The sequence below is a fragment of the Methylobacterium sp. GXS13 genome (assembly GCF_001455965.1).
In the GTDB taxonomy this organism is placed as follows: Bacteria; Pseudomonadota; Alphaproteobacteria; order Rhizobiales; family Beijerinckiaceae; genus Methylobacterium.
In genome coordinates, this window is the sequence record NZ_LKKO01000027.1 from 57,879 (window position 1) to 83,475 (window position 25,597).

Below are 25,597 nucleotides of genomic sequence, written 5' to 3' on the forward strand. Positions count from 1 at the left end.
GTCGCATCTAACTGATTCTCCCGTGCGATGGGTCGCAACGAACTTGAACGGCTGACCCGCGAAGAGCAAACCGAACTGCTGTGCGGGTCGGGGTGATTAGCCTGTCCCGCCTCTTCAATTGCCACGGCATCAAGCGCAACCAACACTGGCCACGCCGTCGAGCAGAAGCCGGAGGACATCAAAATAGCGCGCCTGTCCTAGGGCGTTTCTGCAAAGTCACGTGAGCCAGAGCATGGTCATGCCGAGGGTGACCATGGCCAGGTAGTTGGCCGCTCGCTTCTCACAGCGAGTAGCGATGCAGCAGTACTACTTGAGCCGGTTAATCAACCGCTCGACTTTGTTGTGCTCCCTGTAGGCAGTTTTGTCGAAGTCAGGCTGACGCGGCTGGTCCTTGCGGGTTGGGATCACCGGCTCAATTCGGCGTTGCCTGAGGCGATGACGAGCCGGTGGGCTGGAATAGCCCCTAACCCCTGTCGTCCGACGCGGCCGCAGGCGCGGGCGGCCTCGCCCTAGGCGTGGCACCGCGCCCTTATCAATCAGATCATTCAGCGCAAACTGCTCGTGCCGCTCGCCGGCCGTCAGCACCGTGACGATCGGCCTGCCGCCGACCTCAGCGCGCAGATGAAGCTTGGTCGAGAACCTGCCCTGGCTGTGCCCGAGCGCCTCGCTCACACCCTCGACTGTGGCCTCCCCCCGATGGCGCCAGACCGGCGTGCCCCGGCGGCGTGCTGGTGGGCGCACACCACCGTGGCGTCCACGAAGTGCAGATCCCAATCGAGATCCCCGCGCGCATCTGCCTGCGCTTGCAGGCGCTTCAGGACTCGGTCGAACACACCCGCTTTGCGCCAGCGGTAGAACCGGCTCGACACTGTGCCGACAGCACCGTAGCGCGCTGGCAGGTCCGCCCAGGGCGCGCCCGTGCGCAGGATCCACAGCATGCCGTTGAGGACTTGGCGGTAATCCTCCAGAGGCCGGCCCGTGCGCGGCTTCGGCGGGGGCAGCAGCCGGGCGATCTGCTCCCACTGCGCGTCAGTCAGTTCAAAGCGTCTCATGCCAGAGACATGGGCACCACCGGCAAGCCTGTGAACCCTCTGCAGAGACACCCTAGTTCGAGCGCAAGCTCGTTCCCGACTCGGACAAGCTCATGTTCCTTTCTGACACAATGGGCTCGGGCGTAGGTTTACACCTGCAAGATCCAAGAACGTCACAACGTGGCCGCGCCGCCCTGTGTCACGGCGCCCCGCTCTCAATCAGCCCCGCTCGGCCGCCCGCTTCACCCGGTGCGTGAAGATGACCGACAGCCACGGCTTTACCTCGTGCTCGACCTCGATCGAGAGTAGCACTTCAAGGTGGAGCGCGTAGGGGAGGGTAAGGCGGAAACCGCAGCGGGCCTCCTCCATGGTGGTCGGCATGTCGCCCAGCACCGCCGCGATCACATCGGGGCGGTGGACGTCCACGGGATGGCGTTGGACCTCGCCGTCTACCTCGGCGATGAGCGTCGCCTTGGCCCGGCTCGCCGAGACTACCCAGCCGGCGAGCAGCACCTGCCCGTCCTGGATCTCGGCCCAGACCCGGTCCTGCGGCGTTTCGAGGTTCGCCCGGGCGAAGGAATCCGGTAATTCGCCGTCGAGCTCGGCGATGGTGCAGCCGACCTCGTATTTCTCGAAGCCTCGCCCCTCCCCGAAGATTTTTGCGAATTGCTTCTGGTACTCGGCGATCCGGGCGTTCCTGATGTCCTCGGGCAGGCCCGACCACTGGCCCTTCTCCTGGACCGTGTAGACCGACAGCAGCTCGCGCAGGAACGCGATGCGGCCCTTGTCGGCGACGTAGAGGTTCATCAGCCAGTCGGCCGCCGCCGCGTTCTCGTAATACGCCTCCGGCACCCGGCGCAGGGCCTCGGCGCGGTAGACGCAGCAGGAGAAGTTGGCGGTGAGCGGCGCGTTGGCCAGGACCGGGAAGCTGATCGTGCCGGTAGGATAGCGGCCCTGCTCGTCGTGCGGCACGAAGGAGCCGGTCGCCGGGTAGTGCAGCAGCACCCAGTTGAAGCACATGTCGAGGGCGCGGTCGTTGCGCAGCATGCGCAACTGCATCGCGATCTTACGGTCGGACAGCCAGTAATCGTCGGCCTCGCAGAAGGCGATGTAGCGCCCGGTGCAGGCGCCGAGGCAATCCTGCATGTTGTGCAGCATGCCGAGGTTGCGCTCCCGGGGCCGGACGGTGATCCGCTCCGGATCGCACGCCCGGTAGGATTCGACGATCTCGGGCGTCCCGTCGGTGGAGCGGTCGTCGCCGATCACCACTTGCAGCTTGAACAGGCCGCGCTGACTCATCACCCCGTCGAGACAGCGGCGGATATAGCCGGCATGGTTGTAGGCGGTGACGATGACGCTGACCGTCAATTGTTCTTCGAGCCAAGCGCGCAGGGCTTCCGGCTCGCCGGAGAGTTCGTCGGGCGCGTCGAGGCCCATGTCGCGCAGGGCCGCCCGGGCGATGTCGGGATTGGCGTCGATCAGGGCGCCGAGGCTCGGGACGTCCTCCTCATCGAGATAGGCCTCGGCCAGGCGCCGGAAGATCGCCTTCTGGGAGGCCTCGTAGCCGGCGGCGTAGCGCCCGCCGAAATGGCCGCGCAGCGTCCGAAAGAACGCGATCTCCGAATTGCCGAGCTTCTTGTGCCGGGCGAGTTCGGTGGCGTAGGTCGCCCACATCCCGGCCGCGTGCTTGCGGTAGACCGCCATGACCTGCGGCAGGAAGCCGATGCGCCCGACCTCGGCATGCATCAGGTGGACGTACCAATCCCCCGGGGCGATGCCCTCGTCGAGCCGGAACGGCTCCTCGCCGTGGTAGCGCCAGCGATAGAGCACGCTGTTGGTCTGGACGAAGTTGTGCGCCACCAGGTCGGACAGCGACGGCTGCGGGCTCGAATGCTTCGGATAGATCTCCTCGACGCCGGGCATGTCCTCGTAGAGGACCCGCACCGGGTGGAAGCACAGGGTGAATTCCGGATTCGCCCGCAGGAACTCGACCTGGCGCTGGAGCTTGCTCGAATCCGTCCAGTAATCGTCGCCCTCGCAGATCGCCACGTATTCGCCGCGGGCGCGGGCCGTGAGGTCGGCGAAGTTCTTGTTCGGCCCGAGATTCTCAGGTCGCAGCACCGCCACGAGGTTGGGATGGCGCGCGGCGTAGTCCGCGATGATCTCGGCGGTGCCGTCGCTCGACCGGTCGTCGCCGACCAGGAGCTCGAACGGGAAATCCGTGACCTGCCCGAGTATGCTGTCGAGGGTCTGCCGGATGAACCGGGCTTGGTTGTAGGTGATGCACAGGACCGACACGACCGGCCGGTTCCATTCCGGCGCAGGCTCGGCCTCGGCGCGGGCGCGGATCCAGGCGGCGAACGGGTTGACGAAGCTGCCGTCGAAGCTATCGTCCGGCTCCGCGGAGAAGTCGGCCCGCGGCTGCCGCCCGAGGCGGGCGCCGTACTTCACGTAATGCTCGAGCGGCGACAGGTCGGTCAGGCCGACATCGGGATAGCGCGTCGCGTACCAGATGTGGTCGAACCGGCCGCTGCGATAGATCGTCGAGAAATCGTCCTGCCACGGCTCTAGGGCGGGCGTCGCCGTGCTCGCACCCGGCGCGGCGTCTCCTGCACCGTCCTGCATCGATCCAATTCCTCGAACGCGCTTGGGGACCGCTTCCTTCGACCGGCCCCTCTAGCGCATCGTCTTTCTCCGAAAGCCGGAAGCCACCTTTCGGGACGATGCTCTAGAGGGTGCCGGGAAGGCGCCCTTCCTCGGAGCCGTGGTTGTAATAGTGCCGCGTCGGGTCGGCGCCGGCATTCGCGACGTCGTCGTTGCACGCGAGATAGAAATTTCGGTCGAACAGCCCGGAGGTCTCGAGCCAGTCGAGCAGGGTCTGCTCGGGGACGACCGGCGCCCGCTCGGGGCTCGCCGCGGCGGCCTCCCGGTAGAGATGCACGAACTTGGCGATCCGGGCCGCGACCTCCTTGGCGGGGGGCCGGCGCACCGAGGAGGCGACGACGCTCGATTGCTCGCCGGGCCGCCGGCGCTGCAGATCGGCCTCGGCCAGGCGCACCAGCCGTGCTAGCTCGCCCTGCGCGTCCTTGAGCCTCGCCTGTGTCTCGGCGAGCTCGGCCCGCAGCGCGTCCACGTCCTCGCTCAAGGTCGGCTCCGTCTCAGTCTCGACGTCCTGCGATCCGGGCGCGGGATCATGCGGCGGGATCGATCGGGTCCCGGCACGATCGATCCCCGCGCCGCGTGTGAGGCGAGGTGATACGATCGGCTCCGGGACCGGTCAACCTTGGGCGGTCCGGCCTATCCGGCGGGTTCGCTCGCGTTGGGACGCCATCGTCTCGAAGAGGCGCCAGCCTAGCCATTCGCATGCGGCGACGACTCCGCGAGCAGCCCTTACCGACGTGACTACTCGTGGCCCGGGGCGGCTCTGCCTACCCCGCCACCGCCTGCGGCCCGACCGAGCCCTCGACCAGCGGCCCGGGGATCGCGGCCTCGGCATCGACCATCAGGCGCGCTTCATGACGGCGCATGAACATCCACAGGGCCACGGCGCCCAACAGCACGAAGGCCAGGAGCGCGAGGCCCACCGGGCCCATGACGTTCTCGATGGACCGGCCGCACAGGTACGCGCCGAAGCCCATGATCGAGGCCCAGGCGACGCCGCCGACGGCGTTGAAAAACATGAAGCGGCGCGCATCGAGCTTGTTCACGCCGGCCAGGACCGCCGCATAGGCGCGCAGCATCGCGGTGAAGCGGCCGAAGAACACGATCTTCCCGCCGTGCCGGCGGAACAGGTACTGGCCGAGCTTGAGCCGGCCGTGATCGAGGCCGATCATGTGACCCTTGCGCAGGAGCAGGGGCAGGCCCCAGCGCCGTCCGACCCAGTAGCCGGCATTGTCGCCGAGGATCGCGGCGGTCGCGGCGATCGCCACCACGAGGGCGATGCTCAGGTTGCCGGTGCTGCCGGCATAGGCCGCCGAGGTCAGCAGGACCGTCTCGCCCGGGAGCGGCAGGCCGGCGCTCTCCAGCGTGATGATGACGAAGATGGCGATGTAGCCGTAGTTGGCGATCAGGTCGGCAATCGGCAGATCGTGCAGGAAGGACATGCGGTCTCCTCGCGGATCGGAGGGCTGCCCTGTCGGCGAGAAACATGGCCGCTCCGGGGCGAAGCCCTAAATATCGGGCCTGACGACGATCGGCTGTGCCGGCGAGCACGACCGCTCTCGGGCTTTTCCGGCCTCAGCGTGCCGGGTTCGGCGGCACCGCGTCCCCGCGCGCCGCCGTCAGATGGGCCCGCATCCAGTCGATCGTGCCGATGAGCCCGTCACGCAGGGCGACCCGGGGCCGCCAGCCGAGTTCGGACCGAATCAGCGTAGTGTCGAGCACGTTGGCCGGCACGTCGGCGGCGCGGCTCGGCTTGTACAGGCAGGGCAGGCGCTCGCGCTCGAAGGCCCGCTCGAGCTCAGCGATGATCTGGTTGACGCTCAGGCCCGTGCCGCTGCCGACATTCATCACCTTGTGGGGGCCGTCATAGCCGACAGCGGCCAGGAAGGCGTCGCTGACATCGTCGATGTGCAGGAAGTCGCGCACGACGTCCCCGGTGCCCCAGACCTCCAGCGGCAGATCCGCGAGCACGCGGTGGATGGTGCTGCCGATCAGGCCCTGGTGCCTGTTGCCGAGCTGGAACCGGCCATACGGGTTGGCGATCCGCAGGATCTGGTAATCGATCCCGTGGAGATGCTGGTACAGGTGGAGGGACTTCTCGATCATCAACTTGCTGATGCCGTAGGCCGAAATCGGATCGGTGGGCGCCGCTTCCGGGATCGGGGTGGCGCGCGGGATCCCGTAGATCGCCCCCCCGGAGGACGCGAACACGACCTTCCTGATCCGGGCCGAGCGACAGATCTCGAGGAGGTGCAGGGTCGCGATCGGCGCGGCGGCGAGCTCTGCGGACGGGTCCCGGTTCGAGCTCTCGGGGATCGATCCGGCGATGAGGTGGAAGACGAAATCCTGACGCTCGACCGCATTGGCGATCGCGAGCCGATCGGCGAACTGGCCGGTCACCCGGGCGACGCGCCGGTCGAGGACCTCGGCTTGCGGGTGGCTGCGGCTGAAGCAGGTGACCTCGGCGCCGGCCTGAGCGAGGCGGTTGCACAGGTTCAGGCCCAGGAAACCGGCACCGCCCAGCACGAGGCAGCGGGCCCCCGCGAGAGCCGAAGCCGATGGGCCGGCGCCGGCCGCCGGATCGACCGGCGGCCCGTGACGTCCTCGACCGCCGCTCATGGCCTGAGTTCGGCGCCCGGGTGCGCCGGGGCCGGGACTGCCGGCGCGTCGGACCCGGCCGGGTCCGGGTCTCGCGCGTCGATCAGGCGCTCGACCAGGGCGAGGGCGGACTGCTGCAGCATGCGCTGTGTCGGCTCCAGCGGCGCCTTCCCGTAGGCCCGGGTCGCCGCGTAGGCGGCCGCATAGGCCGCATCCCAGCCGGCGGCGAGGATCGGCGGCCCGGCCTCTTCCAAGGCGTCCCGGACGGTGATCCAGGCGGCCTGCTGGGTGGCATCCCAGGCCGCGGCCCGAACCGCGGAACCGGTCTGCCGCAGGGTGAGGTTGGCGACCGCCGCCCGCTTGCGGGCGCGCTTCAGGTGATCGCACAGGGAGGCGAGATCGGCGACATCCGTGAGCTCGGCTTGGTCGGCGAGTTCGTCCGCCTCGACGTTCAGCTTGGCCAGCCGGAACCAGGCCGGCACGTGGCTGCGCACGAGCCAATCAGCGACCAGCGCGATGCGCCGGCGCTCCAGGGCCTCCGAACCGTTCGTTCCGACAAGCCGTGGGACGAGCGGGAGGATCAAGCCGTCGCGCTCGGCCTGCGGCAGGCCATCGCTCCATGCCCGGATGAAGGCGGCGATGCTGGGCGAGACGCAGGCGGGCTGATCGGAATGGGGTTCGCCGGCGAGGTAGGCCACTGCCTCCAGGGCGCACAGGCCCTGGTTCGGACCCGCGTTTGGACCGACCGCCAGGGTCGTGAGGTGCGCGAGGCGCTCGGAATCGACGCGCACAGGTTCCGCGCCGGCCGGCGATCGAAGCGCGTCGTCATCCGGCACGCGGATGGGAGGGCTGTCCGCGTCCGAGAGGGTGAAGCCGGCGGGCGTGCCGGACGCGACCTCGTTTTCCAGGGCGGCGACGGCCGCGACGACCTTCCTGGGATCGACGGTGTAGCTCACGTGGAAGGCGTGCACGCCCGGACGATGGAGGGTCCGGCCGCGCAGGAACAGGATCCGCGCGCCCCCGGCCTCGATGTAGCTGGTGTAGCCCCGGAAGTTGAAGGCCAGCTCCTCGTGGATCAGGCCGAGGATCCGGCAGCCGGGCCGGCAGAACAGGGCGTTGCTCAGGGCGGAGCTCGACGAACCGACCACCAGGGCGGCCGAGTGGAACGCGTCGACCTGTTCGAGGAACGACATCGTTTCCGGGTAGATCACTTCGAAGCCCAGGGGACGCAGGCTCTCGGCGATCTCCGCCTCGTTCAGCAGCGCCCGCTGGGTGAAGGCCTTGCGCGAGATGAACAGACGCCGATCGGTCCGGTCCGACAGGATGCCACGCTCGCGGGCGCGTTCGAGGATCCGCTCGCGCACGGCTGCAAAGATGTAAGCCGGCCAGACCGTGTCGTAGAACGGTAAGCCGGGCTTCATGTCGAACGGAAAGAAGGCCGGCACCGGCGCCATGCCGAGAAGCCCGAATTCGACCGGCTTGGGCGGCAGCTTGAGCACAGACCGCTCGCGCGTGTCGAGGAGGCGCAGGATCTCCTCATGCGAGTCCGGCATGTGGTCGTCGATGCAGAGTGGAATCCCGTCCGGGCAGCGCGGATCGTTGTAGGCAAGCATGCGCGGCACGAACTCGCAGAACCAGTGCCCGTAGTTCCGGCTCTGCAGACCGAACATCATTAGCCCAGCCTCGACCGCATGCGCGTCCTCGGGCACCTCCACGAGGGCGCGCGTCGCGCCGAACGCGGCTGTCATGATCTGATCCGGGTTGAGACCATCCTGCAGCAGGACGTCCCGGCGGCGTGGGTGCACGGCCAGATCGTAGACGAGCTTATCGCCAGCGACGACGACGTTGCTGCGCGGGAATGCCCGGCACCCGTCGAGGAACGCGAGATACTGAGCGGGCATGTCGAGCCCGCCCGCTTCGGAGCGCAGGGTGGGCGGCGGCTCCCAGAAGCGCAGTTCGGGTGCCGCGATGCGGCGGGCGGGCCGGATTTCGGTATACCGGGCGCCGCCGGCCGCCGCGAGGGCCTTCACGGAGACCATGTCGTAGACGGACAGCGGACCGGAGCCGGTGACGTGGCGGGTCTGCGCGTGGAGGACGATCGCTTCATCGAAGCGCCCGGCCTCCAGCAGGGCATCGAGCCTCAGGCGGCGCAGGTTCTTCACCTTGCTACTGAGCCGGTCACCGTCTTCGGTGGTCACGCCCGCGTCGCCACCATTCAGCTCATAGGCGAGGCGGTAGCATTGCAGGCAGGGCCCGGGTTCGTTCCGGCACTCGTGCGCCCAACCGAGCCGCAGCAAGGTGGTAACGCCGTCCTGGATCAGCGCGGGCACCTCGCTTTCGGCGCGAAGGCGAGCGGCGTACGCGCTGGCTTCGTCGAAGCGGCCGCGCCCGCAGAGGTCGCGCAGGCGCGCGATGGCGGCGGCTCTCGTCCAGCGCTCGCGATTGTCGGGGACGAGAGAGCCGATCAGATCGTAGATGTCTGCCGCGGTACCGAGATGATCATTGCCCTCGAGGCGGAACGCGAGCGCCTCCAGGTGCCGCCGCATCGCGGCGCTCTCGGCGCCCGTGCGATCCGCAAGGGCTGCGAGGGCGCGCATGCGTTCGACCATGTCCGAGGCATTATCGGCGGTCACCGTCCGGATCAGGGCGATGAATGTCTCCGTCGGCCTCATCATCTGTTCCGCGCCTTGCACGCACTCGCTCATCGGGCAGCCCAACCGCGGGCGGTGTACTGGAACCGACGCCCCGTGACGAGGCACCCGGACCCGGAGCGGACTCATACGGACCAGTATGGTCACCGACCCTGGAGGGCCCGCAGGGACTCGTGTAGGGCAGGGCGCCGGACAGGCAGGAACTCCCGCGCATGGACGATCACCCGAGCGACAGGCCGTCAGTTGGATCGGGTCGGGCCCGGAGGCAGTCACGGATGCCGACGCAATGACCGTTCGCCTCGTCCTGTACGGGGCCGGCGCTCTCGCCCGCGAGATCATCGACGTCTTGGAACGCCTGAACGCGTACGAGACCGCGATCGAGTTGCAGGCGAGCATCGTCGATCCCGGCATCGATGCGCCGGAGACGTTCCGCGGCAGGCCGGTGGTCCGCGACGTCCGCACCTTCGCGGGGGACGACAGCCTACGCTTCGTCGTGGCGCTGGGCGAGCCCGGGCCCCGGGCCCGGGCGGTGGCGCATCTGCAAACCGAGATCGGTGCGCAGTTCGGCACGATCATCGATCCCGGTGTGCTGATCGGCGCGAGCAGCCGCATCGGCGCGGGTGCCGTGATCCTCGGCCATTCCACCATCACCGCCGATGCAAGGCTCGGCGAGCACGTGCTGGTCAATCCCGGCTGCACGATCGCCCATGACAACGCGCTGGAGGATTTCGCGACGCTGAGCCCCGGCGTCCACTTGGCCGGCCATGTCCAGGTCGGGGAGGGGGCCTTCCTTGGAACGGGCGCCTGCGTGATCCCGAAAATCCGAATCGGCGCGCATGCCCTGGTCGGGGCCGGTGCCGTGGTGATCCGGAACGTGGCGGCGGGTCAGACGGTGTTCGGAAATCCCGCACGCGCCTTGCCGGCCCGGCCCCGGCCGCGCGCCTGACGGGTCGGCTGCAGGTCACGCCCGAGCTGGCGCCTTCCGTGGCGGTGCCCCGGCATGTATAGCGGGCCACGTCACCGGAGCATGCCGACGAGGATGGTGGCGGCCGACAGTCAGGACGTGTCTCGACGATGATCCCCGTGCTCATTCCCAGCCTGCCGGAGACGGACGCCATCGTCCCGTATCTCCGCCGGATCGATCAGACGCACACCTACAGCAATTACGGGCCGCTCTCCCGTGAATTCACGGCCAAGCTCTGCGCCTTCGTCTCCGAGCGGGCCAATGGTGCGCCGGTCGCGGCCACGATCACCGGCAACGGCACCAGCGCCATCGAGCTCGCCCTGCGCTACCGGATCGCGGGGCGCAAGGGCCGGCTCTGCCTGATGCCGGCCTACACCTTCGTGGCCACCGCGCACGCGGCGGTGAATGTCGGCCTGGAGCCGTTCTTCGCCGACGTGGATCCCGAGACCCTGTCGCTGACGCCGGCCATCGCCGAGCGGGCGCTCGCGATGGCGGAGGGGGATGTCGCCGCTGTCGTGGTGGTCAGCCCGTTCGGGGCGCCGATCGACAGCGCCGCCTGGGAAGCGTTCGAGGCGATGCACGGCATCCCGGTGGTGTTCGATGCGGCTGCCGCCACGCTCAACCTGCGCCGGGTCGGCGCGCAGCCGATCTGCGTCAGCCTGCACGCCACCAAGGCGCTCGGGATCGGCGAGGGGGGCGCGATCCTCACCACCGACACAGCCTTGGTGGAGCAGACCACCGCGATGACCGGGTTCGGCTTCACGACGACCAGCCGGGTCTCGAAGGTGCGCGGCGGCAATTACCGCATCTCCGAATACGCCGCTGCCGTCGGCCTGGCGGTGTTCGACGGCCTGGAGGCGCGCATCCGGCAGTTGCGGGAGGCGTCGCTGGCCTATGTCGGGGGCTTCGACCGGATCGGCGTGCGCATGCAGCCCGGCTTCGGCGCGGACTGGCTGACCATGACGGTGAACGCGCTGTTCGAGCCCACCGCAACCAAGGCGGTGACGGCGGAGTTCGACGCGGCCGGCATCCAGTGGCGGCGCTGGTACGGCACCGGCTGCCAGGCACATCCCGCCTTCGCCACATGCCGGCACGACGGCCTTGCGCGGACCGAGAGCGTCGCCGCCGGCGCCATCGGGTTGCCGTTCTTCCCAGCGATCACCCGGGAGCAGATCGCCGAGGTCTGCCGCTGCGTGGAGCGGGCGTTGGCGTCCCGCTAGGCGCGCGAGAGGGAACGGTCGAGGACGATGCAGGCGGACTTTCGACGCATCCTGACGCAGGCCCATCGGTCGAACGGCACGGCCGCGCTCGACGCGATCGAGGGCGCCCTCGCCACCGTGGCGGATGACCGGGCCGAGACGGCCGCGCAGCACCTCGCCACCCTGGGCTTCCGGTTCCAGGGCGAGGACAGCCTCCAGCTCGCCGCCCGCGCCTACGCGCTGGCGGCGCGGACCTCGCGATCCCGCACCGCCCAATACCATCTGGCCGCCATCCGGACGCGCATCGTCGATCTGTGCCGGCGCCAGGCATTCGACGCCGTGGACGGCCTCCTGGAGGAGTTGCGCCAGGCCAAGGCTGCAGCCGGCGACCGCGGGCCGAACGACCCATCGCTGATCCACATCGCCTGGGATTACGAGCTCGCCGGCAACGCCGAGGGCGCGGTGCGCAGCTACCTGCTCGCCCGGATCGCCCGGGACCAGCTGGGCGGGCAGGCCCTGACGATCGACGGCGATACGCTCGAGCGCAAGATCCGCAACCTGCGCAGCCTGCAGATGACCGCGCTTGCCGAAGGTGGCCGGCACGAGGAGGCGCGGGCGCTGCACGAACGGACGCGTCACGTCCTCGGGCTCGGACCGCTGGGGATCTACGACATCGTCTCCGCCCGTCAGGCCGCCACCGAGGGGGATGGCGATTATAAAGAAATGCTCGGCCCCCGCCGGATTGCGGAGCCGGAGATCCGCTTCCTCGAAGGTCCGGTGGCGCTGCTGTCGACCTGCGGCACCCTGGACGCCCCGCCGCAATACGTCGCCCGGTTCAGAGACTGCCTGACCTTCCCGCGCAGCAACCTCGTGCTCCAGGGCAACCGCCTGATCTACGATCTCGCCGCACACCCGGACAGCGGCGTCGCGGACATCAAGGATGGGAAGAACGCCGATCAGATCATGACGGCCGTCTACGGAGCCGGTCGTGCCCTGGTCGAGGAGCCGGCCGCGGCGCAGACCTTGGATGCCGGCCTGATGATGTTCGGGCTCCAGAGCAAGAACTACGGCCACTGGCTGCTCGAGTTCGTGCCGCGGATGCTGTGGTTCAACGATCCCGCCTGCCCCGCGGGCTTCCCGATCTGCATCGATGACCATATGCCCGAGACGCATCGGCAGATCGTGGAACTCCTCGACGAGCGGAAGAGACCGATCCTACCGCTTCCGGCACAGGCGGTTCGCTTCAAGGAGCTCGGGGTCGCCCCGGTCCCGACCTTCTTCCCGTTCGACGCGCGACCGGGTGTGCCGGTCTACGACTCGGTCTGGCCGAAGGATGTCCTCGGTGCCATGCGGCGCGCCGTGCTCGATAAGCTGGCGGCGCGCGGCGTGGACTTGCGTACCACCGGGCGGCGGATCTTCCTCTCGCGGAAGGGTTTTACGCAGCGCCAGCTCGTCAACGAAGCCGAGATCATCAACGCTCTGGCGCGCCACGGCTTCGAGGTCGTCTACCCGGAGAAGCTGTCCTTCATCGAGCAGATCGCGCTCTATCATTCGGCCGACGTGATCGTCGGCTCGGCGAGCTCCGCGATGACGAACACCATCTTCTGCAACGACAAAGCCCGCGTCGTCGCGCTGATCCACGAGAACCGGTCTTTCAACTTCCGCGGCTACACCAGCATGATCGAGTCGAGCGGCGCGAAGGTTCTGTTTATTCGCGGCTCGACGGTCCCGAGCGACAACACGCACCCGTTCCACGTCAACTACACGGTCACGCCCGGACAGGTGCTGCGCGGCCTGGAAAGCGTGGGCGTCGGCACGTAGCTCTCGGATACTGGAGACGGGAGCGCCATGCGGCCGACGGCGACCTTCATCGACCTGATCCGGTCGATCGACAGCGGCAATGCTCCGACCAGGCTCGAGACGCTGGCCACCCTGCTCAGCACGGAAACGCCCCCGCCGGCGCGCGCGGCCGCGACCCTGCGCCACTTGGAGGCCCTCGGGTTCCGGCTCGAAGGCGGTGCGCGGTTCGGGGACGCGGCGCGCGCCTACGAACTCGCCGCTACGATCGACCCGCGGGATCCCCAGCGCTGGCGATGGATTGCCGCGACGGCGCGCCTGCGCGACTGCGTCGAGCACGCGCGCTGGGACGAGGCGGCGGCATTCGTCGCCGAGATCAAGAGTCGCGGAGGGACCGAGGCGGCCCTGCGCCAAGCCGCCAGGGCGCTGCTGGGGGTGGGGTGGGACCACGAGTGCCGTGGCCGGGCGGAACCCGCCGTCCAGTGCTACCGCCTCGCCTTCGCCCTCAATGGCGGCGATGCCGACCTCTCGACCGGGGACGGTCACAGCCTCAGCACCAAGATCCGGAACCTGCGCATCCTGCAGATGAACGCCTTGGCGGAGGCGGGCCGCTACGAAGAGGCCGCGGCCCTGCACGCGAGCACGCGGGCGATCGCCGGCTTCGGTCCCGTCGGCATCCATGACATCGTCTCGGCCCGACAGGCCGCCGAGGAAGGGCACGGGCGCTATCGCGAACTCCTGGCCTGCCGCAGGATCCCGGACCCCGAGGTGAAGTTCCTCGGGGGCTCGATCGCGCTGACCTCCCAGCCGGGGTCCCTCGACGCGCCACCGCAATACGTCGCATTCTTCAAGGACTGCCTGACCTTCCCCCGCAGCAACGTCGTGCTGAACGGGCAGCGCCTGATCTACGACCTGGCTGCCCACCCCCTCAGCGGCGTCGCCGACATCAAGGACGGGGTCAATCCCGGCCAGATCATGCTGGCGGTCTGGGGGCCTGAGCGTGCGCTGGTCGAGGCGCCCGCGGAGATCCAGAAGGTCGAGGCCGGCCTGATGCTGTTCGGCTTCCAGAGCCGGCAATACGGCCACTGGCTGCTCGAATTCGCCCCGCGGATGCTGTGGTTCAACGACCCCGCCTGCCCGGCGGGCCTGCCGCTCTGCGTCGATGACGGGATGCCGGACTCGCACCGGCAGATCATCGCGCTCATGGACGAGCGCGACCGCCCGGTGCAGGTCTTGCCGCCGGTGGCGACCCGCTTTCGCGAACTCGGCCTCGCCCCGGTGCCGACCTTCTACCCGTTCGACACGCGGCCGGGCCTGCCAATCTACGACGCGATCTGGCCGCGCGATATCCTCGCCGCCATGCGGGGCAAGATCCTCAAGCGGCTCGCCGCGCAGGGCGGCGACCTGCGGCGGACGGGGCGGCGCATCCTCCTGTCCCGGCGCGGCTTCACGCAGCGTCGACTGGTCAATGAAGCGGAGATCGCGGACGCCCTGCGGCCTCACGGCTTCGAGGTCATCCAGCCCGAGACTTACACCTTCGCCGAGCAGGTCGAGATCTATCACGCGGCCGACATCGTCGTCGGGTCGGCGAGCTCCGCGCTGATCAACGGCCTGTTCTGCCGCCCAGGCGCGAAGGTCATCGCCCTGACCCACGACAACCCGGCCTTCTATTTCCGGGGCTTCACCAGCCTGATCGAGTCGAGCGGGGCGCGCCTCCTGTTCGTCCGCGGCCACGCCGTGCAGACGGAGGGACTTCATCCGATGCATGCGGATTACGCGGTCTCGCCCAACGCGATCCTGCAAGCGCTCGCCGCCTCCTGAGCGGCCCCGGCCGCCGCGGCTACACGGCCGCGTAGACCTTGTGGAGCGGGAAGCCGCAGAAATCGTCCTCGACGCCGAGCTTCCTGATCGGCTCCGAGGGCGTGGCGATCGCGCCCTCCATCAGCAGGCGCAGGAATTCCTGCGGCGCCATCAGGGGGATCTCGGCCCGCAACAGCTCCGGCCCGTAGAGATCGAGAGTCTCGATCACGTACTGCTCGGCGCCGGCATGCAGCTCGGCCAGGATGGCGTGCTCCTCCGGCGTCCGCGGATCCGCCTTGAACAGCGGCTCGACCCGATCGCCCGCCGTGTCGTAGCCCACTACCTGCCCATGGGCGGCCGTCAGGAAGGCTTCGACGGCGAGGGAGTGGTTCAGCGCGGGCATCGACGCGGTCAAGGTCGCGACGTTCTCGCACAGGCAGCCGAAGGCGGTCCCGCCCTCCGCCGCGACGGCGTTCGCCTTGTCCAGGGCCGCCAGATAGAACCCGACCAGCGGCCGGCCGAGCGCCGTCTGCATCATCCGCTGGATCGTGGCCGAGTACCCGACATCGACGACGCCGCAGGCGACATCCGGATCCAATCTCTCCTGTCGGGCATAGGCCAGGAGGCGCCGGTGCATGTCCGCCGCATGCGCTGCGATCTCCGACTCGAGGTCGGTCATGATCCGCTCGACAAGCGCGACATCGCCCGGAAGCCGCACCGCGACTTGGTCGAGTCCACGATGCGCCGGGGCCGTGAACCCGGCCCTGTTCCAGAGGAGCCCCTGCACGGTGCCCACGTAGCGTCCGGCCGCCGTCACCAGCTCCGGGCGGAATTCTTTGGTGAGGGCGGCGGCGATCGCCGTCTGTCGGGAGACGTGGAAGTAGCGGCCCTCGGGCAGATGGCCCCAGCCGTAGCGCTCCCGGATGAGCCGGTAGATCCTGACGAGGACGTCGCCTTCGCGCGCCAGGAAGTACAACCGCTCGACCCGGGCCAAGGCCTGGTGGCGGATCAGCCAGGACATGAACACCAGCATCAGCGGTCCAAACACGGCGTACCCGATCTCACGGCTTGAGCCGAGGGACAGGTAGGGGCCGGCGGCTCGACCGAGGAACGGATTGCGGCCCAGCGCCAGCATGGCGTGCCCGACGACCAGATCGGACGGCCATGTCCGCGCGAGATCGCCTTCGTCCCGCACGAACCCGCTCTGGGCGAGGATCTTGGCCGGATGGGCGACGTGCAGGTAGGGGATGCGGCGGTCGCAGGCCGCCTGGATATCCGAGTGCTCGTTGTCGCCGACATGCAGCCAGCGGGCGCGCGGCACCGCCTCGGCCTCCTCGACGTGGCGCCAGAGGTCACCCCGATCCTTGCGGGCGCCGACCGCGTTCGACACGTAGAGGGCGGCGAAACGGTCGGCGATCCCGGCACCGCTGAGGATCGCGCGGATGTCGGCCTCCTCGTAATAGGTGTCCGTCATCAGGACGATCCGCTTGCCGAGCGCGTGCGCGGCTTCGAGGACGGCGATGACCTCCGTGCGCGGGCGCAAGGCGCCGAGGTCGATCCGCTTCTCCAGGGCGTGCGCCCGCGCGACCACGTCGCCCGGGATCGGCCCCGAGGCGGTAAGCTCCGCGTATATCTCCGACAGGTTGACGTCGCCCTGGTGGTGTTTGCGGGCCCGCACCCGATTCTCGGCGGCCCGACGCTCCGCGAACAGCGGGATCGGCCGGCCGGTCTCCGACGAAATCCGGTGCTCGACGAGCTTGAGCACCGCATCCGGGCGTCGGGCCGGGCGGCTGACGAGGGTGTCGAATAGGTCGAACGAGACGAGGTCGACGTCGTGCAGCGCCTGAAGCGCCTGGTCCTGGGTCCGGGCGCTGTACTGATGCCAATTGCGCGCGCTGCCGTTGGTCCGGGCGAGCCCGCGCTCGTAGTCGAAGCAGACGGCTTCGTAGCCCTGGGCCCGGCACACGAGGGGAACCACCCGCTCGATCGCGTGGGCCAGCGTCCCGTCGGTCTGGCCGTGCTCCTCGGGGAAATCGTGCGGGGTCAATCCGGCGGTCAGGAGCGGGCGCAGGGCATCGACCCGCGCCCAGAACATGCCGCCCACCGGATAGTCGAGATACTCGTCGAACCCGTCGTAGCGCAGGCCGAGGCGGTCGAGCAGCCCATAGCCCGCGCCGATATTGGCGAGCCAGGTATGCGCCCAATAGACGATGTGCTTGCTGGTCTCCGGGAAGAACAAACCGATCTGGGGGTCCTCGTCCAGGAGGGCCACGGCGAGGCGAGCGCAGGCGGCGTTGGCGAACAGCGCCCGATAGATCTCGTCGCGCCAGCGCGTCTGCTCCGCACCGCTGAACAGCGACTTCTTGGTGTGGACGTGGAGCACATAATCGTAGCGCAAGATGTCGGGCGCGAACACGGTGACGAGCGGCCCGAAATTGCGCCCGCGATTCTCCACGAGCACGACCCGGCAGCGGTCGGCGAGCCCGGCGCGCTCCGCCGCCGCCTCGAGCGCAGCTTTCTTGTCGGGCTGGTCGGTCGAGACCAGGAGGTCGAACCGGGGAATTCCCCGCCCGAGGTGGGGCAGGAGTTCCTCGAACACGTCGACGTAGAAGGCGTGGACGACGACGACGATGCGCGCGGGCGTGCTCTCGCCCAGGACGATGGGGCGGGTCTCGATCCGGTTTGCACCGGCATCGCGAGCGACGGCGAGGCGGATCGGCCGTCCCTCCGCGCGTCCGCTCGCCAGGTAGTGCAGCAGCGGGTTCGCGCCGGCTTCGGCGACATCGGCATTGTTGCCGAGGTACCACGCCCCATCGAACAGGGGCCCGGGGGCCATCCCACACGCCGCGCCCTCTCGGAGGTAATGGCGCGCGGTCAGGTCCGGCGAGAGGTCGGGAACGTGGGTCGCCCGGTACCATTCGGCGTCGAACAACTCGGAACTGGCGACGTGGGTCAGCGCCTCCGGATCGGCGAACGGGCAGATCGGCCGCCCCTCGGCGCGCCCATCGTTCAGGTAATGCAGGAGCGGGTTCTGGCCCGCGTCCGCGACATCGGTGTTGGTCTTGAGATACCACGGCCCGTCAAACAGGGGCCCCGGGCTTAGGCCCCAGGCGGCGCCTTCTTGCAGGTAGTGCCGCGCGGCTTGGTCCGGCGCAACATCGGGGGCCTGTGTCGAGCAGTACCATTCCGCGTCGAACAGATCCGAAGCAGCGATCCGCGCGACCGCTTCCGGATCGACGACCGGGCAGGTCGGACGTCCTTCCGCGCGGCCGCTGTCGAGATAGTGCAGCAGGGGGTTCGCGCCCGCGGCGGCGACATCAGGGTTGTCCGCTAGGTACCAGGGCCCATCGAACAGTGGGCCGGGGCTCAGGCCCCGCGCGGCGCCCTCCTGCAAGTAGTGCTGCGCGGCTTGGTCTAGCGACACATCCGGGGCCTGGTTCTCTCGGTACCACGCTGCGTCGAACAGCTCGGAACTTGAAGTCTGGGCGACCGTTTCAGGATTCACAAGTGGGTAGATCGGCCGCCCTTCGACACATCCGCAGTCGAGGTAGTGCAATAGTGGATTCAGGCCTGCATTGGCGACGTCGGGATTTCGAGCGAGATAGCGCGGCCCGTCAAAGAGCGGGCTGGGGCTGAAGCCAATCGCAGCGCCCTGCTGCAGGTAGTGCCGCGCAGCATCATCGAGCGACAACGCTGGGACCTGCTTAGCCTGATACCACGCAGCATCAAATAGTTCAGAGCGCGCCAGCCTTCGCTCTGATACACGGCTGCCGAAAACATCAAGGAGATTGCAGAGCACCCGCCGATATATATTATCACAATTCATCTCAGAGCTTTGAACTCGAATTTATTGTGTCGGACTCTACCGCTCGCATAGGTATTATATGAATTATCTGCTCCATACATCACGCGCCGCTTCGCTCACAAAATCTGTACGAAGCGCTTTGATCCGCTGCTGCGATAGCCCAAATAGCCACAGCGTCAGCGATCCTACCAGGACGTGTTCGCTCGATCGAGGGCGCCGACGCTCGCGCTCCTATCTGTATGTGGAGCATACCCCAAGATCCCCTACCCACACGAAGCTTCAGCCATTTCGCCCTCTTTTAAGGCCGTCTTTGGACCAAAGAGCGCGGCATCGCATAAAGCGTCCCGGGAGTGCTAGAAGGCGGACGGAGCGGAACCGAACCCGCGTCTTCCGTGCCTGGGCAGGGGCACGATGCCCATTCATGAGTTTGCATATGACCGACGATCAAAGATGGCGTGGCTTTGTCGACTTCATCGACGAGCCCCTCGTTACCGGATGGGCCTTCGACGCACGCAATCCCAATCTGCCTCTCCTCGTCCAGATCACAGCGGTCAGTGGCAAGAAGGAGATCGTAAGAGCTGATATCTTTCGGCAGGATCTCAAGGACCACGGCATCGGCGATGGACGGCACGGCTTCGTAGCTGATCTGCAAAATTTTTTGAGCGCGGACGGTGCAATCGAGATCTCGATCCTCGGCGGCGACTTTGTGCTCCAGAAGGACATTCATCTAAACACCCCAAGCCTCCGCCGTGCCATTCCGCCGGTTCCCGAATGTTTCTCAGCCTTGATGATGCTGATGGCTGCCGAACTGCGAGTGGAAGCGGACTCCGCGGCGCAGAGCGGCGCCGAGTGGGCTTGTCCTGCCGACGTCAGATCCCCGCCCGGCGGCAGACCGCTCACGGCCATCCTCCTGGAAACAGCTCACCCCAAACGGGATCCGGATGGCCTGATCTCGAAATTTCTCCACAACGAGGTGCTTCGGTCGGGCCGGAAGGACCTCAAGGCCAAGCTGTCCGGCGCTGCGAAGGACCGCATGCACGTCCTCCTGTGGTACATCGGAGAATATAGCATGCGTTGGGGACGGTCTCTCAGCGTTCCACTCTCGCAAACTCAACTCCAATTTCTAAATAGTCCGCTGCCGGTCTCCGAATTCCCTGCGAGCATCAGCGTAGCCCTATGGAATCTTCTCCGGCGGGATCGCCCAGACCTGCTCGATGTCGCAAGGCCGGAGGTGCAGTATGAAGCCCTGTATTGGTGGTGTTTCGAGAAGACGCCACAGATAAACCTTGAGCGGAAGCTCATCACATCAGAACAAATTTCGGCGCTTCGGAATATCGACCCAGAATCCTCAGGCACATTTCCACTCAGTATCTTCATGCGATTGCATATCTCCAAGAGTCCGGAGTTACAGTGCCTCAACCTGCGCAGTAGCGCCGGCCGAATCGCTGCCCTTCACTACTTCATTTTCTTAAGTTGCAAGCATCCTCAAATCGCAAATCTTCTCCCGCTCGCATCGATGCGAGCCCTCCTCGCGAGCGAATTAGACGGCACTACTCTACTCGAGGACAATTTATCTTTTCTTTTGCAGGATGCTCCGGACGCCCACGATCTCGCCCGGCAAGCCCGCTGGCATAGCAATACACGTAACGCCGCCTCAAACCCGGCCTCGGCACAGGACGTGGGATGCCGTGCAACGCAGGCGGTGAATGCTAGGAGCGAAACGAAAGAGGGTGTGACCGTCATAGGTCCTATCGATAAAACCTCCGGGCTCGGACAAGCGACACGCCTCTCATATCAAATCCTCGCGCACGGCAACGGGCATTCGCTATCGGCCTTACCATTTAATGTCGAGAATCCGGCGCTTGTGGGATTCTCAAGCCAGCTTGATTATCGCCCTGTCAAATACCCGCATCGTGTCAATTTGTTTCACCTTAATGCAGATTTTATTCCAATTTCTTTATCTATAATTTCCAGACGTACATTCAATCACAGCTATAACATTGGATATTTCTTTTGGGAACTGAATAAAATTCCGGAGTCTCATCTTCTTGCACTTGAGCTATTAGATGAGATTTGGGTATCGTCACACTACGTCGAACAGATTTACAAGGCCTATACACATAAACCAGTGATCAACGTCGGAATGGCCGTGGAAGACCTGCCATCCCAACTTAAGCCGTTCGATCTTCGTCGGGATGGTGTGTTCACCTTTTTGACGACATTCGATTCGTTTTCCTTCGTCGAGCGCAAGAATCCTCTGGCAACCGTGCGCGCCTTTCAAGCCGCTTTCGATAAAGACGACCCAACAGTGGCACTTATCATCAAGACCTGGAACAAGAACCGCATTTTCGACGCCTTTCAGGTCAGTGTCTGGCGCGCGATCGATGAATTGATTCGAGACGACCCGCGGATCCGGGTTATCGACGAAACTTTTACCTACGAGCAGATCCTTTCCATGAAGATGGCCTGTGATTGCTACGTGTCGCTTCACAGGGCCGAGGGCTTCGGCTTTGGCATGCTGGAGGCCATGCAACTTGGACGCCCCGTAATCGCAACCGCTTATTCGGGCAATATGGACTTTTGTACGCCAGAGAACAGCTACCTTGTCGATTATGATCTCGTTGCTGTTGGATTTGACGAGTATTTAGCGGTCGAGAGAGGATGCGTCTGGGCTGACCCGAAGATCGCGAGTGCTGCAGCTGCCATGCGCGATGTGGTGTCGAACCGCGAAGAGGCGGCGAAAAGGGGCGTTCGCGCCGCTCAGTTCGTGAGAGAGAATTTCACTATCCGCACCATCTCTCATCGCTATCGAGGCCGATTGGATCAGATCGAAACCTTTACCCCCCCCTAAATCATCTTCATTGATAAGCAACGCCGCCCAAAATATCTTATTATTTATCGCACGCTCAATTTTATAGTCTTATGATTGGGCACAACAAAAATTCTCAATTATAGTCAGGCGCAATACAAATTAAAAACGCAATTTTTCACGACATACTTCACCTCGGATGTCGTTGCGCCAGTGAAGACCGAGTCAACGTGTGTCAAAATGACAGCAGACATTCATAAGTGGGCCAAAAACTCGACCAGCTGAGCAGCCGAAAGGACGGCATAGTTTTTGTTCGGCCAAATTCTCGTTGCATCGAACCTGAATAAACGACTACAAAAGATCAATGAACAAACTGTCCGGTTAAAGTTTATAACTATTTATCAGTTGCGCGCCAAACCCTGGAATTGGGTTTCCTCAGGCGAAATGCCATCCCGGATCGATTTGCGGCGCCAGGTAAATCTGCGCCTTGGGGCTCTCGATAATCGCCAGGGTCACGTGCGCCCGCGTCGCCCCGTGTGATAATGCGCGGAGTGCACCCTGTTTGACCGGACAGTCGGCGGGGCGGGTTTAGGCACTCCGGGTGAGGAACTCTCGGGGCGAGAGCATGCGCAGTCCGAAGTGCGGGTGAACGGTGTTGTAGTCCTCGAACCAACCGGGCAGAAGCCGCAGACGGTCTCGGCGTCGGCTAGGATGGCCAGGCGGGCATAGTCGCGCTTGAGCGTTTTCACGAACGCCTCTGAGATGCCTTTGCTCTGCGGTGAGCGCACCAGCGTGAACAGCAACCGCAGGCCGAGTGCCATGGCGGTCTCGCTGGTCTGCCGGGCGATGTAGGCGGAGCCGTTGTCGGAAAGCCACTCCACGGGGTGTGGGGTCTTCGTCGCACCGAAGCGGCGTTCGACGCAGGTGATCATCAGGTCGCTGACCATCTCGGCCGAGACCCCGGCCGTGGTCGCCGACCATGCCATGATCTCGCGATCGCAGGCATCGATGGCAAACAGCACCCGGACGATCGCGCCGTCCCGGCAGTGCAGTTCGAGATGGTCCGAGCACCAGCGGATGTTCGAGCGCAACGCCACGACGACGCCCTCGTGGGTGCGGCCCGGACGGCGGGCGGTGTGGAGCGCGAGCGTGATCCCGTTCATCCGCAGCATGCGCGGCACCCGCTTGGCGTTGACGACGGGCTCGCCGCGCGAGCGCGGCAGCCGGTTCACCACGGCGGTTACGAGCCGGTAGTCGTAGCTTGGCCGCGCATCGACGATCGCACGGATCGTCGGCAACAGCGCCGCGTCCTCCGGCTTACGGTAGGATTCGTGCGGCCGGGCGGATTTGCTGAGGCGCTCGACGAGATGAAAGCGGGCCACACCGAGCGTATCGGCGACGGTCTTCACCGCGAACCGCCCATCGAGCCGCCCCAGGAGACGAGCGGCGACGTCGGTTTTTTTTGCGCACGAGGTCCAGCGCCTTCCTGAGGATCTCGACCTCCATGGTCTTGCGGCCGAGCAGGCGTTCGAGATCCCGCAAGCGCCGCTCTAGCTCGCGCACCCGGCTGGTTCCGACGACGTCCTCGTCGGTTTGAACGGCCTGATGGCCGCCCTCCAGCATGCGCCGCTTCCACGAGAACAGCAGACTTGGCGACAGGCCGTAGCGGTTAGCCACGAACGACACGGACGAGCCGGGCTACTGGCGCTCCTAGACGAGGCGAATCTTCTCGGTGGAAGGACCAGCGACGGCGGCGCTGAACGCCGCTCAGGATCTCGCCATGCACCGGTGAGGCGATCGGATCAGATGACATAGCCTTACCCATAGGCTTGCGCCTATGCCTTCGTGAGCTATGCCGCCTGTCCGGTCAAAACGGGGTGCAATCCAGTCGCGGCCGACCGTCTGCGTTCGCCTTGACGCTCAGCAACGTGGCCAACATTAGCATGGCCCTGCCGCTGCTGCGAGCCGTCGTCTCACCCAAGCGCCTGATCGCCGACAAAGCCTACGACGCCCAGAGCCTGAGGGATTGGCTGAAAAGCCACGAAGTGATCGACACTATCCCGTCAACGGCCACCCGGACGGTGCCCTACAAGCGCAGCCAGATCGCCTACCGGCGGCGCAATCGCCTCGAGTGCCTGTTCGGTCATCTTGAGAACTGGCGGCGCGTCGCGACGCGCTATGACCGCTTGTCCTGCAGCTAACTCGGCGCTGTCGCGCTCGTTTCCTGTGTCATCGCATGGACCTGAATGAGTCCCCTACATAGAGCAACTTCGGACTCGGCGCGCATCAATCGCGAGTCAGAATACCGAGCTTCTCGCGCAGTTATGCTTCCAGCGCTTCGATAAGCGGCGAACCCCCTTAATGAGGCGCAGCTCGTTGCCCCATCGCTGTATCTAATAGGCACTACCAGAACACAGCCATCACCACCGCCCTGCGTGCCACGGGACTGACCGCCAAAAATGTTTCGATGGAGCCACGAATGATCGGCACATCCCAGCTCACCTCATCAACGCTTTGGCTTCGGTGCTCATATCCGATTGCCATCCCGTCGATAAATCAGATTATTGTTGTATTATCCATTCCGGCAGCGAGATCAAAAATTCGGGAGTAATTGAGATAAGCGATCATAAATATTAAATGCACAAAGTGCACCGGGATTGGTATCTTAGTCGATTGCCTTACCAAAACATCTAAAGAACAAGCAAGTCTGTGTGAGGAGAATTAGTTGGGGACTCCTGTTCTAACATTTTACTGAACATCAGGTCGAGCTGATCAATATCACAAACGACTGGCGACCCTGCATCTAACGAACGCCGGAGATCAAGGAACCGATCCCGTCTGAATAATGCTTCTCTCAACATCTGGTATCCTCCAGATCGACTGAGACCATAAGGCCAAAACTCAATAACGATAGGTGTCTGCCCTGCGAGTAACTCGGAGGCACCGGATAAAACGTGACCCTCGTGCCCTTGAGTGTCGATCCAAGTCAATCCAATCAAATTGGACTGGATTGCAAATTCACGAAAAATGGTATCAAGGCGACGTACTGGGACCGCTTGCTCGCGTCTCTCCTCCTCACCGTGTACGGAACGAGCCTTCGCGATGCCTCCTACTCGGATACGGTGATCGCCAAAGTTCGTAGGTGACAATTCCAGCGTAGCAATGCCATCGTAGCTTGAAGCTGCAGCGTTAATAACGACACCGCGCATATCAAAATCGTTGAGTATGTAGTTGATTTTCAACAATTTATAATTTTCCACATTGGCTTCAATACAAATAGATTTATTAAAACCATATTTCAATGCCGCGATACTGTGAGTTCCAATATTTGCTCCAATATCCAGAAAATGAGTGTTATTTACTCTAACTCCAATTTTTTCTAAGAATACCATTGTTTGAGACACAATATCTTCTTCAAAATACCCTCTACTCCTGATGAGTGAGCCGATTATTTGGTCGTCACGGTGGGTTAAAAATTTACCGAACTTGCCTTCGCTGAAGTGAAGTTCAGTGACAGGTAAGGTGCGGGATCGAGCTTCCTCCGAGGTCGCTATTGCCAAAATACTATCGAGCGCTTCCATGCCCACCCATTGGCAACCTTCCTCCGGATGGCGGCCGAGCAGTATCGCGTAAATCGCCGATACGTCCGCCGCAGTCAGCGGCACCCTATTAAGCGGCAGCATCATTTGCGGATCAGCCGAATGGGCAACAACTTCTCGCCCTTGCGTGCTTTCTGAGGACTCTGACATAATGAATTGCACCCCAAATCTTGTCTCGTAGTGTGTACCATAAAGCGCGCCCTGGCAAAATGTCGGTGGGATGGCCTGCCCCCGTTCGGTGGTCCAGGTTCGAAGTTAGTACATCTTCGGCCTGGAGTTGACCCCGTTTGTGGTCCACGGCCTATGCAAGTTTTCGGGCTGTGACAGCTTGGTTGGCGAAGGCTCGGGGCGTCAAGCCGCCCAAGGCCGTATGGGGGCGATCTTCGTTGTAGTGGCACCTCCAGTCCTCGATGCGCTCGCGGGCATCGGCCAGCGACAGGAACCACGAGGCGTTCAGACATTCCGCCCGTAGGCGGCCGTTGAACGACTCGATGTAGGCGTTGTCTGTCGGTTTGCCCGGTCGTGAGAAGTCGATCTCGACCCCGTTCAGGTACGCCCACTGGTCGAGCATGCGCCCGGCGAACTCCGGTCCATTGTCCACCCGTAGGCTCTTTGGACGACCGCGGAGCTTCACCAGTGCGTCCAGGGCCTCGGTCACCTGGAAGGCGCGGAAGTTGGCTCTC

Annotated in this window: 13 protein-coding genes and 3 pseudogenes; 6 read left to right on the plus strand and 10 right to left on the minus strand. The window is 65.1% G+C overall.

What is annotated here, in order from left to right; translation table 11 throughout:
• Positions 1–216 precede the first annotated feature (216 nt).
• The 6 genes and pseudogenes from AO398_RS27435 to AO398_RS29675 all read right to left on the minus strand — a co-directional run bounded on the left by AO398_RS27435 (position 217) and on the right by AO398_RS29675 (position 8,962).
• Positions 217–1,052, minus strand: a pseudogene (locus tag AO398_RS27435) (IS5 family transposase).
• A 198-nt stretch (positions 1,053–1,250) separates the two neighbouring features.
• The gene (locus AO398_RS10240; protein WP_058191953.1) at positions 1,251–3,656 is read right to left on the minus strand and encodes a glycosyltransferase; all 2,406 of its coding nucleotides are present in this window, start codon (positions 3,654–3,656) and stop codon (positions 1,251–1,253) included.
• A gap of 103 nt (positions 3,657–3,759) precedes the next feature.
• Entirely contained in the window at positions 3,760–4,176 is a 417-nt protein-coding gene (locus AO398_RS10245) for a hypothetical protein (RefSeq protein ID WP_058191954.1), read from the minus strand.
• Positions 4,177–4,459: 283 nt separating this feature from the next.
• Positions 4,460–5,134 (minus strand): DedA family protein, encoded by a 675-nt coding sequence (locus AO398_RS10250; RefSeq protein WP_058191955.1) that lies wholly within the window; start codon positions 5,132–5,134, stop codon positions 4,460–4,462.
• Positions 5,135–5,267: 133 nt separating this feature from the next.
• On the minus strand, positions 5,268–6,311 hold the full coding sequence (locus tag AO398_RS10255) for an NAD-dependent epimerase/dehydratase family protein (protein ID WP_058191956.1): 1,044 nt from the start codon (positions 6,309–6,311) through the stop codon (positions 5,268–5,270).
• Entirely contained in the window at positions 6,308–8,962 is a 2,655-nt protein-coding gene (locus AO398_RS29675) for a glycosyltransferase family 61 protein (protein WP_280139121.1), read from the minus strand. The genes AO398_RS10255 and AO398_RS29675 overlap by 4 nt, the downstream gene beginning before the upstream one ends.
• A 265-nt stretch (positions 8,963–9,227) precedes the next feature.
• Between AO398_RS29675 and AO398_RS10270 the strand changes: the two genes are divergently transcribed.
• The 4 genes from AO398_RS10270 (at position 9,228) to AO398_RS10285 (ending at position 14,722) form a co-directional block, all read left to right on the plus strand.
• The gene (locus tag AO398_RS10270) at positions 9,228–9,887 is read left to right on the plus strand and encodes an acetyltransferase (RefSeq protein ID WP_058191957.1); all 660 of its coding nucleotides are present in this window, start codon (positions 9,228–9,230) and stop codon (positions 9,885–9,887) included.
• A gap of 128 nt (positions 9,888–10,015) precedes the next feature.
• Entirely contained in the window at positions 10,016–11,125 is a 1,110-nt protein-coding gene (locus AO398_RS10275) for an aminotransferase class I/II-fold pyridoxal phosphate-dependent enzyme (RefSeq protein WP_058191958.1), read from the plus strand.
• Between the two features lie 27 nt (positions 11,126–11,152).
• Complete coding sequence (locus AO398_RS10280; protein ID WP_058191959.1) at positions 11,153–12,925, plus strand: glycosyltransferase family 61 protein; 1,773 nt, start codon at positions 11,153–11,155, stop codon at positions 12,923–12,925.
• 27 nt (positions 12,926–12,952) lie between these two features.
• The gene (locus AO398_RS10285; protein ID WP_058191960.1) at positions 12,953–14,722 is read left to right on the plus strand and encodes a glycosyltransferase family 61 protein; all 1,770 of its coding nucleotides are present in this window, start codon (positions 12,953–12,955) and stop codon (positions 14,720–14,722) included.
• Between the two features lie 19 nt (positions 14,723–14,741).
• Here the strand turns inward: AO398_RS10285 and AO398_RS10290 are convergent, their stop codons facing one another.
• Positions 14,742–18,206, minus strand: coding sequence for a rhamnan synthesis F family protein (locus AO398_RS10290; RefSeq protein WP_160329326.1), 3,465 nt, complete (start codon positions 18,204–18,206; stop codon positions 14,742–14,744).
• 733 nt (positions 18,207–18,939) lie between these two features.
• Between AO398_RS10290 and AO398_RS27440 the strand changes: the two genes are divergently transcribed.
• The gene (locus AO398_RS27440) at positions 18,940–21,357 is read left to right on the plus strand and encodes a glycosyltransferase family 4 protein (protein ID WP_160329327.1); all 2,418 of its coding nucleotides are present in this window, start codon (positions 18,940–18,942) and stop codon (positions 21,355–21,357) included.
• Positions 21,358–21,903: 546 nt separating this feature from the next.
• Here AO398_RS27440 and AO398_RS10300 read toward each other — a convergent pair.
• Positions 21,904–23,140 (minus strand): annotated as a pseudogene (locus tag AO398_RS10300) (IS3 family transposase).
• A gap of 64 nt (positions 23,141–23,204) precedes the next feature.
• On the opposite strand from AO398_RS10300, the pseudogene AO398_RS10305 reads away from it, so the two are divergent.
• A pseudogene (locus AO398_RS10305) lies at positions 23,205–23,516 on the plus strand (transposase); the annotation flags it as partial.
• Between the two features lie 489 nt (positions 23,517–24,005).
• On the opposite strand, the gene AO398_RS27445 reads toward AO398_RS10305, so the two are convergent.
• On the minus strand, positions 24,006–25,076 hold the full coding sequence (locus AO398_RS27445; RefSeq protein ID WP_082643228.1) for an FkbM family methyltransferase: 1,071 nt from the start codon (positions 25,074–25,076) through the stop codon (positions 24,006–24,008).
• A gap of 139 nt (positions 25,077–25,215) precedes the next feature.
• Positions 25,216–25,597 (minus strand): IS3 family transposase (locus AO398_RS10310; RefSeq protein WP_058191967.1); only part of this gene is annotated, 382 nt, incomplete at its 5' end.

Coding starts and splice junctions, on each gene's coding strand:
- AO398_RS10270 (WP_058191957.1), top strand. CDS start 9,228: ATGACCGTTCGCCTCGTCCTGTACGGGGCCGGCGCTCTCGCCCGCGAG.
- AO398_RS10280 (WP_058191959.1), top strand. CDS start 11,153: ATGCAGGCGGACTTTCGACGCATCCTGACGCAGGCCCATCGGTCGAAC.
- AO398_RS10240 (WP_058191953.1), bottom strand. CDS start 3,656: ATGCAGGACGGTGCAGGAGACGCCGCGCCGGGTGCGAGCACGGCGACG.
- AO398_RS10255 (WP_058191956.1), bottom strand. CDS start 6,311: ATGAGCGGCGGTCGAGGACGTCACGGGCCGCCGGTCGATCCGGCGGCC.
- AO398_RS10275 (WP_058191958.1), top strand. CDS start 10,016: ATGATCCCCGTGCTCATTCCCAGCCTGCCGGAGACGGACGCCATCGTC.
- AO398_RS10285 (WP_058191960.1), top strand. CDS start 12,953: ATGCGGCCGACGGCGACCTTCATCGACCTGATCCGGTCGATCGACAGC.
- AO398_RS10250 (WP_058191955.1), bottom strand. CDS start 5,134: ATGTCCTTCCTGCACGATCTGCCGATTGCCGACCTGATCGCCAACTAC.
- AO398_RS27440 (WP_160329327.1), top strand. CDS start 18,940: ATGACCGACGATCAAAGATGGCGTGGCTTTGTCGACTTCATCGACGAG.
- AO398_RS29675 (WP_280139121.1), bottom strand. CDS start 8,962: ATGAGGCCGACGGAGACATTCATCGCCCTGATCCGGACGGTGACCGCC.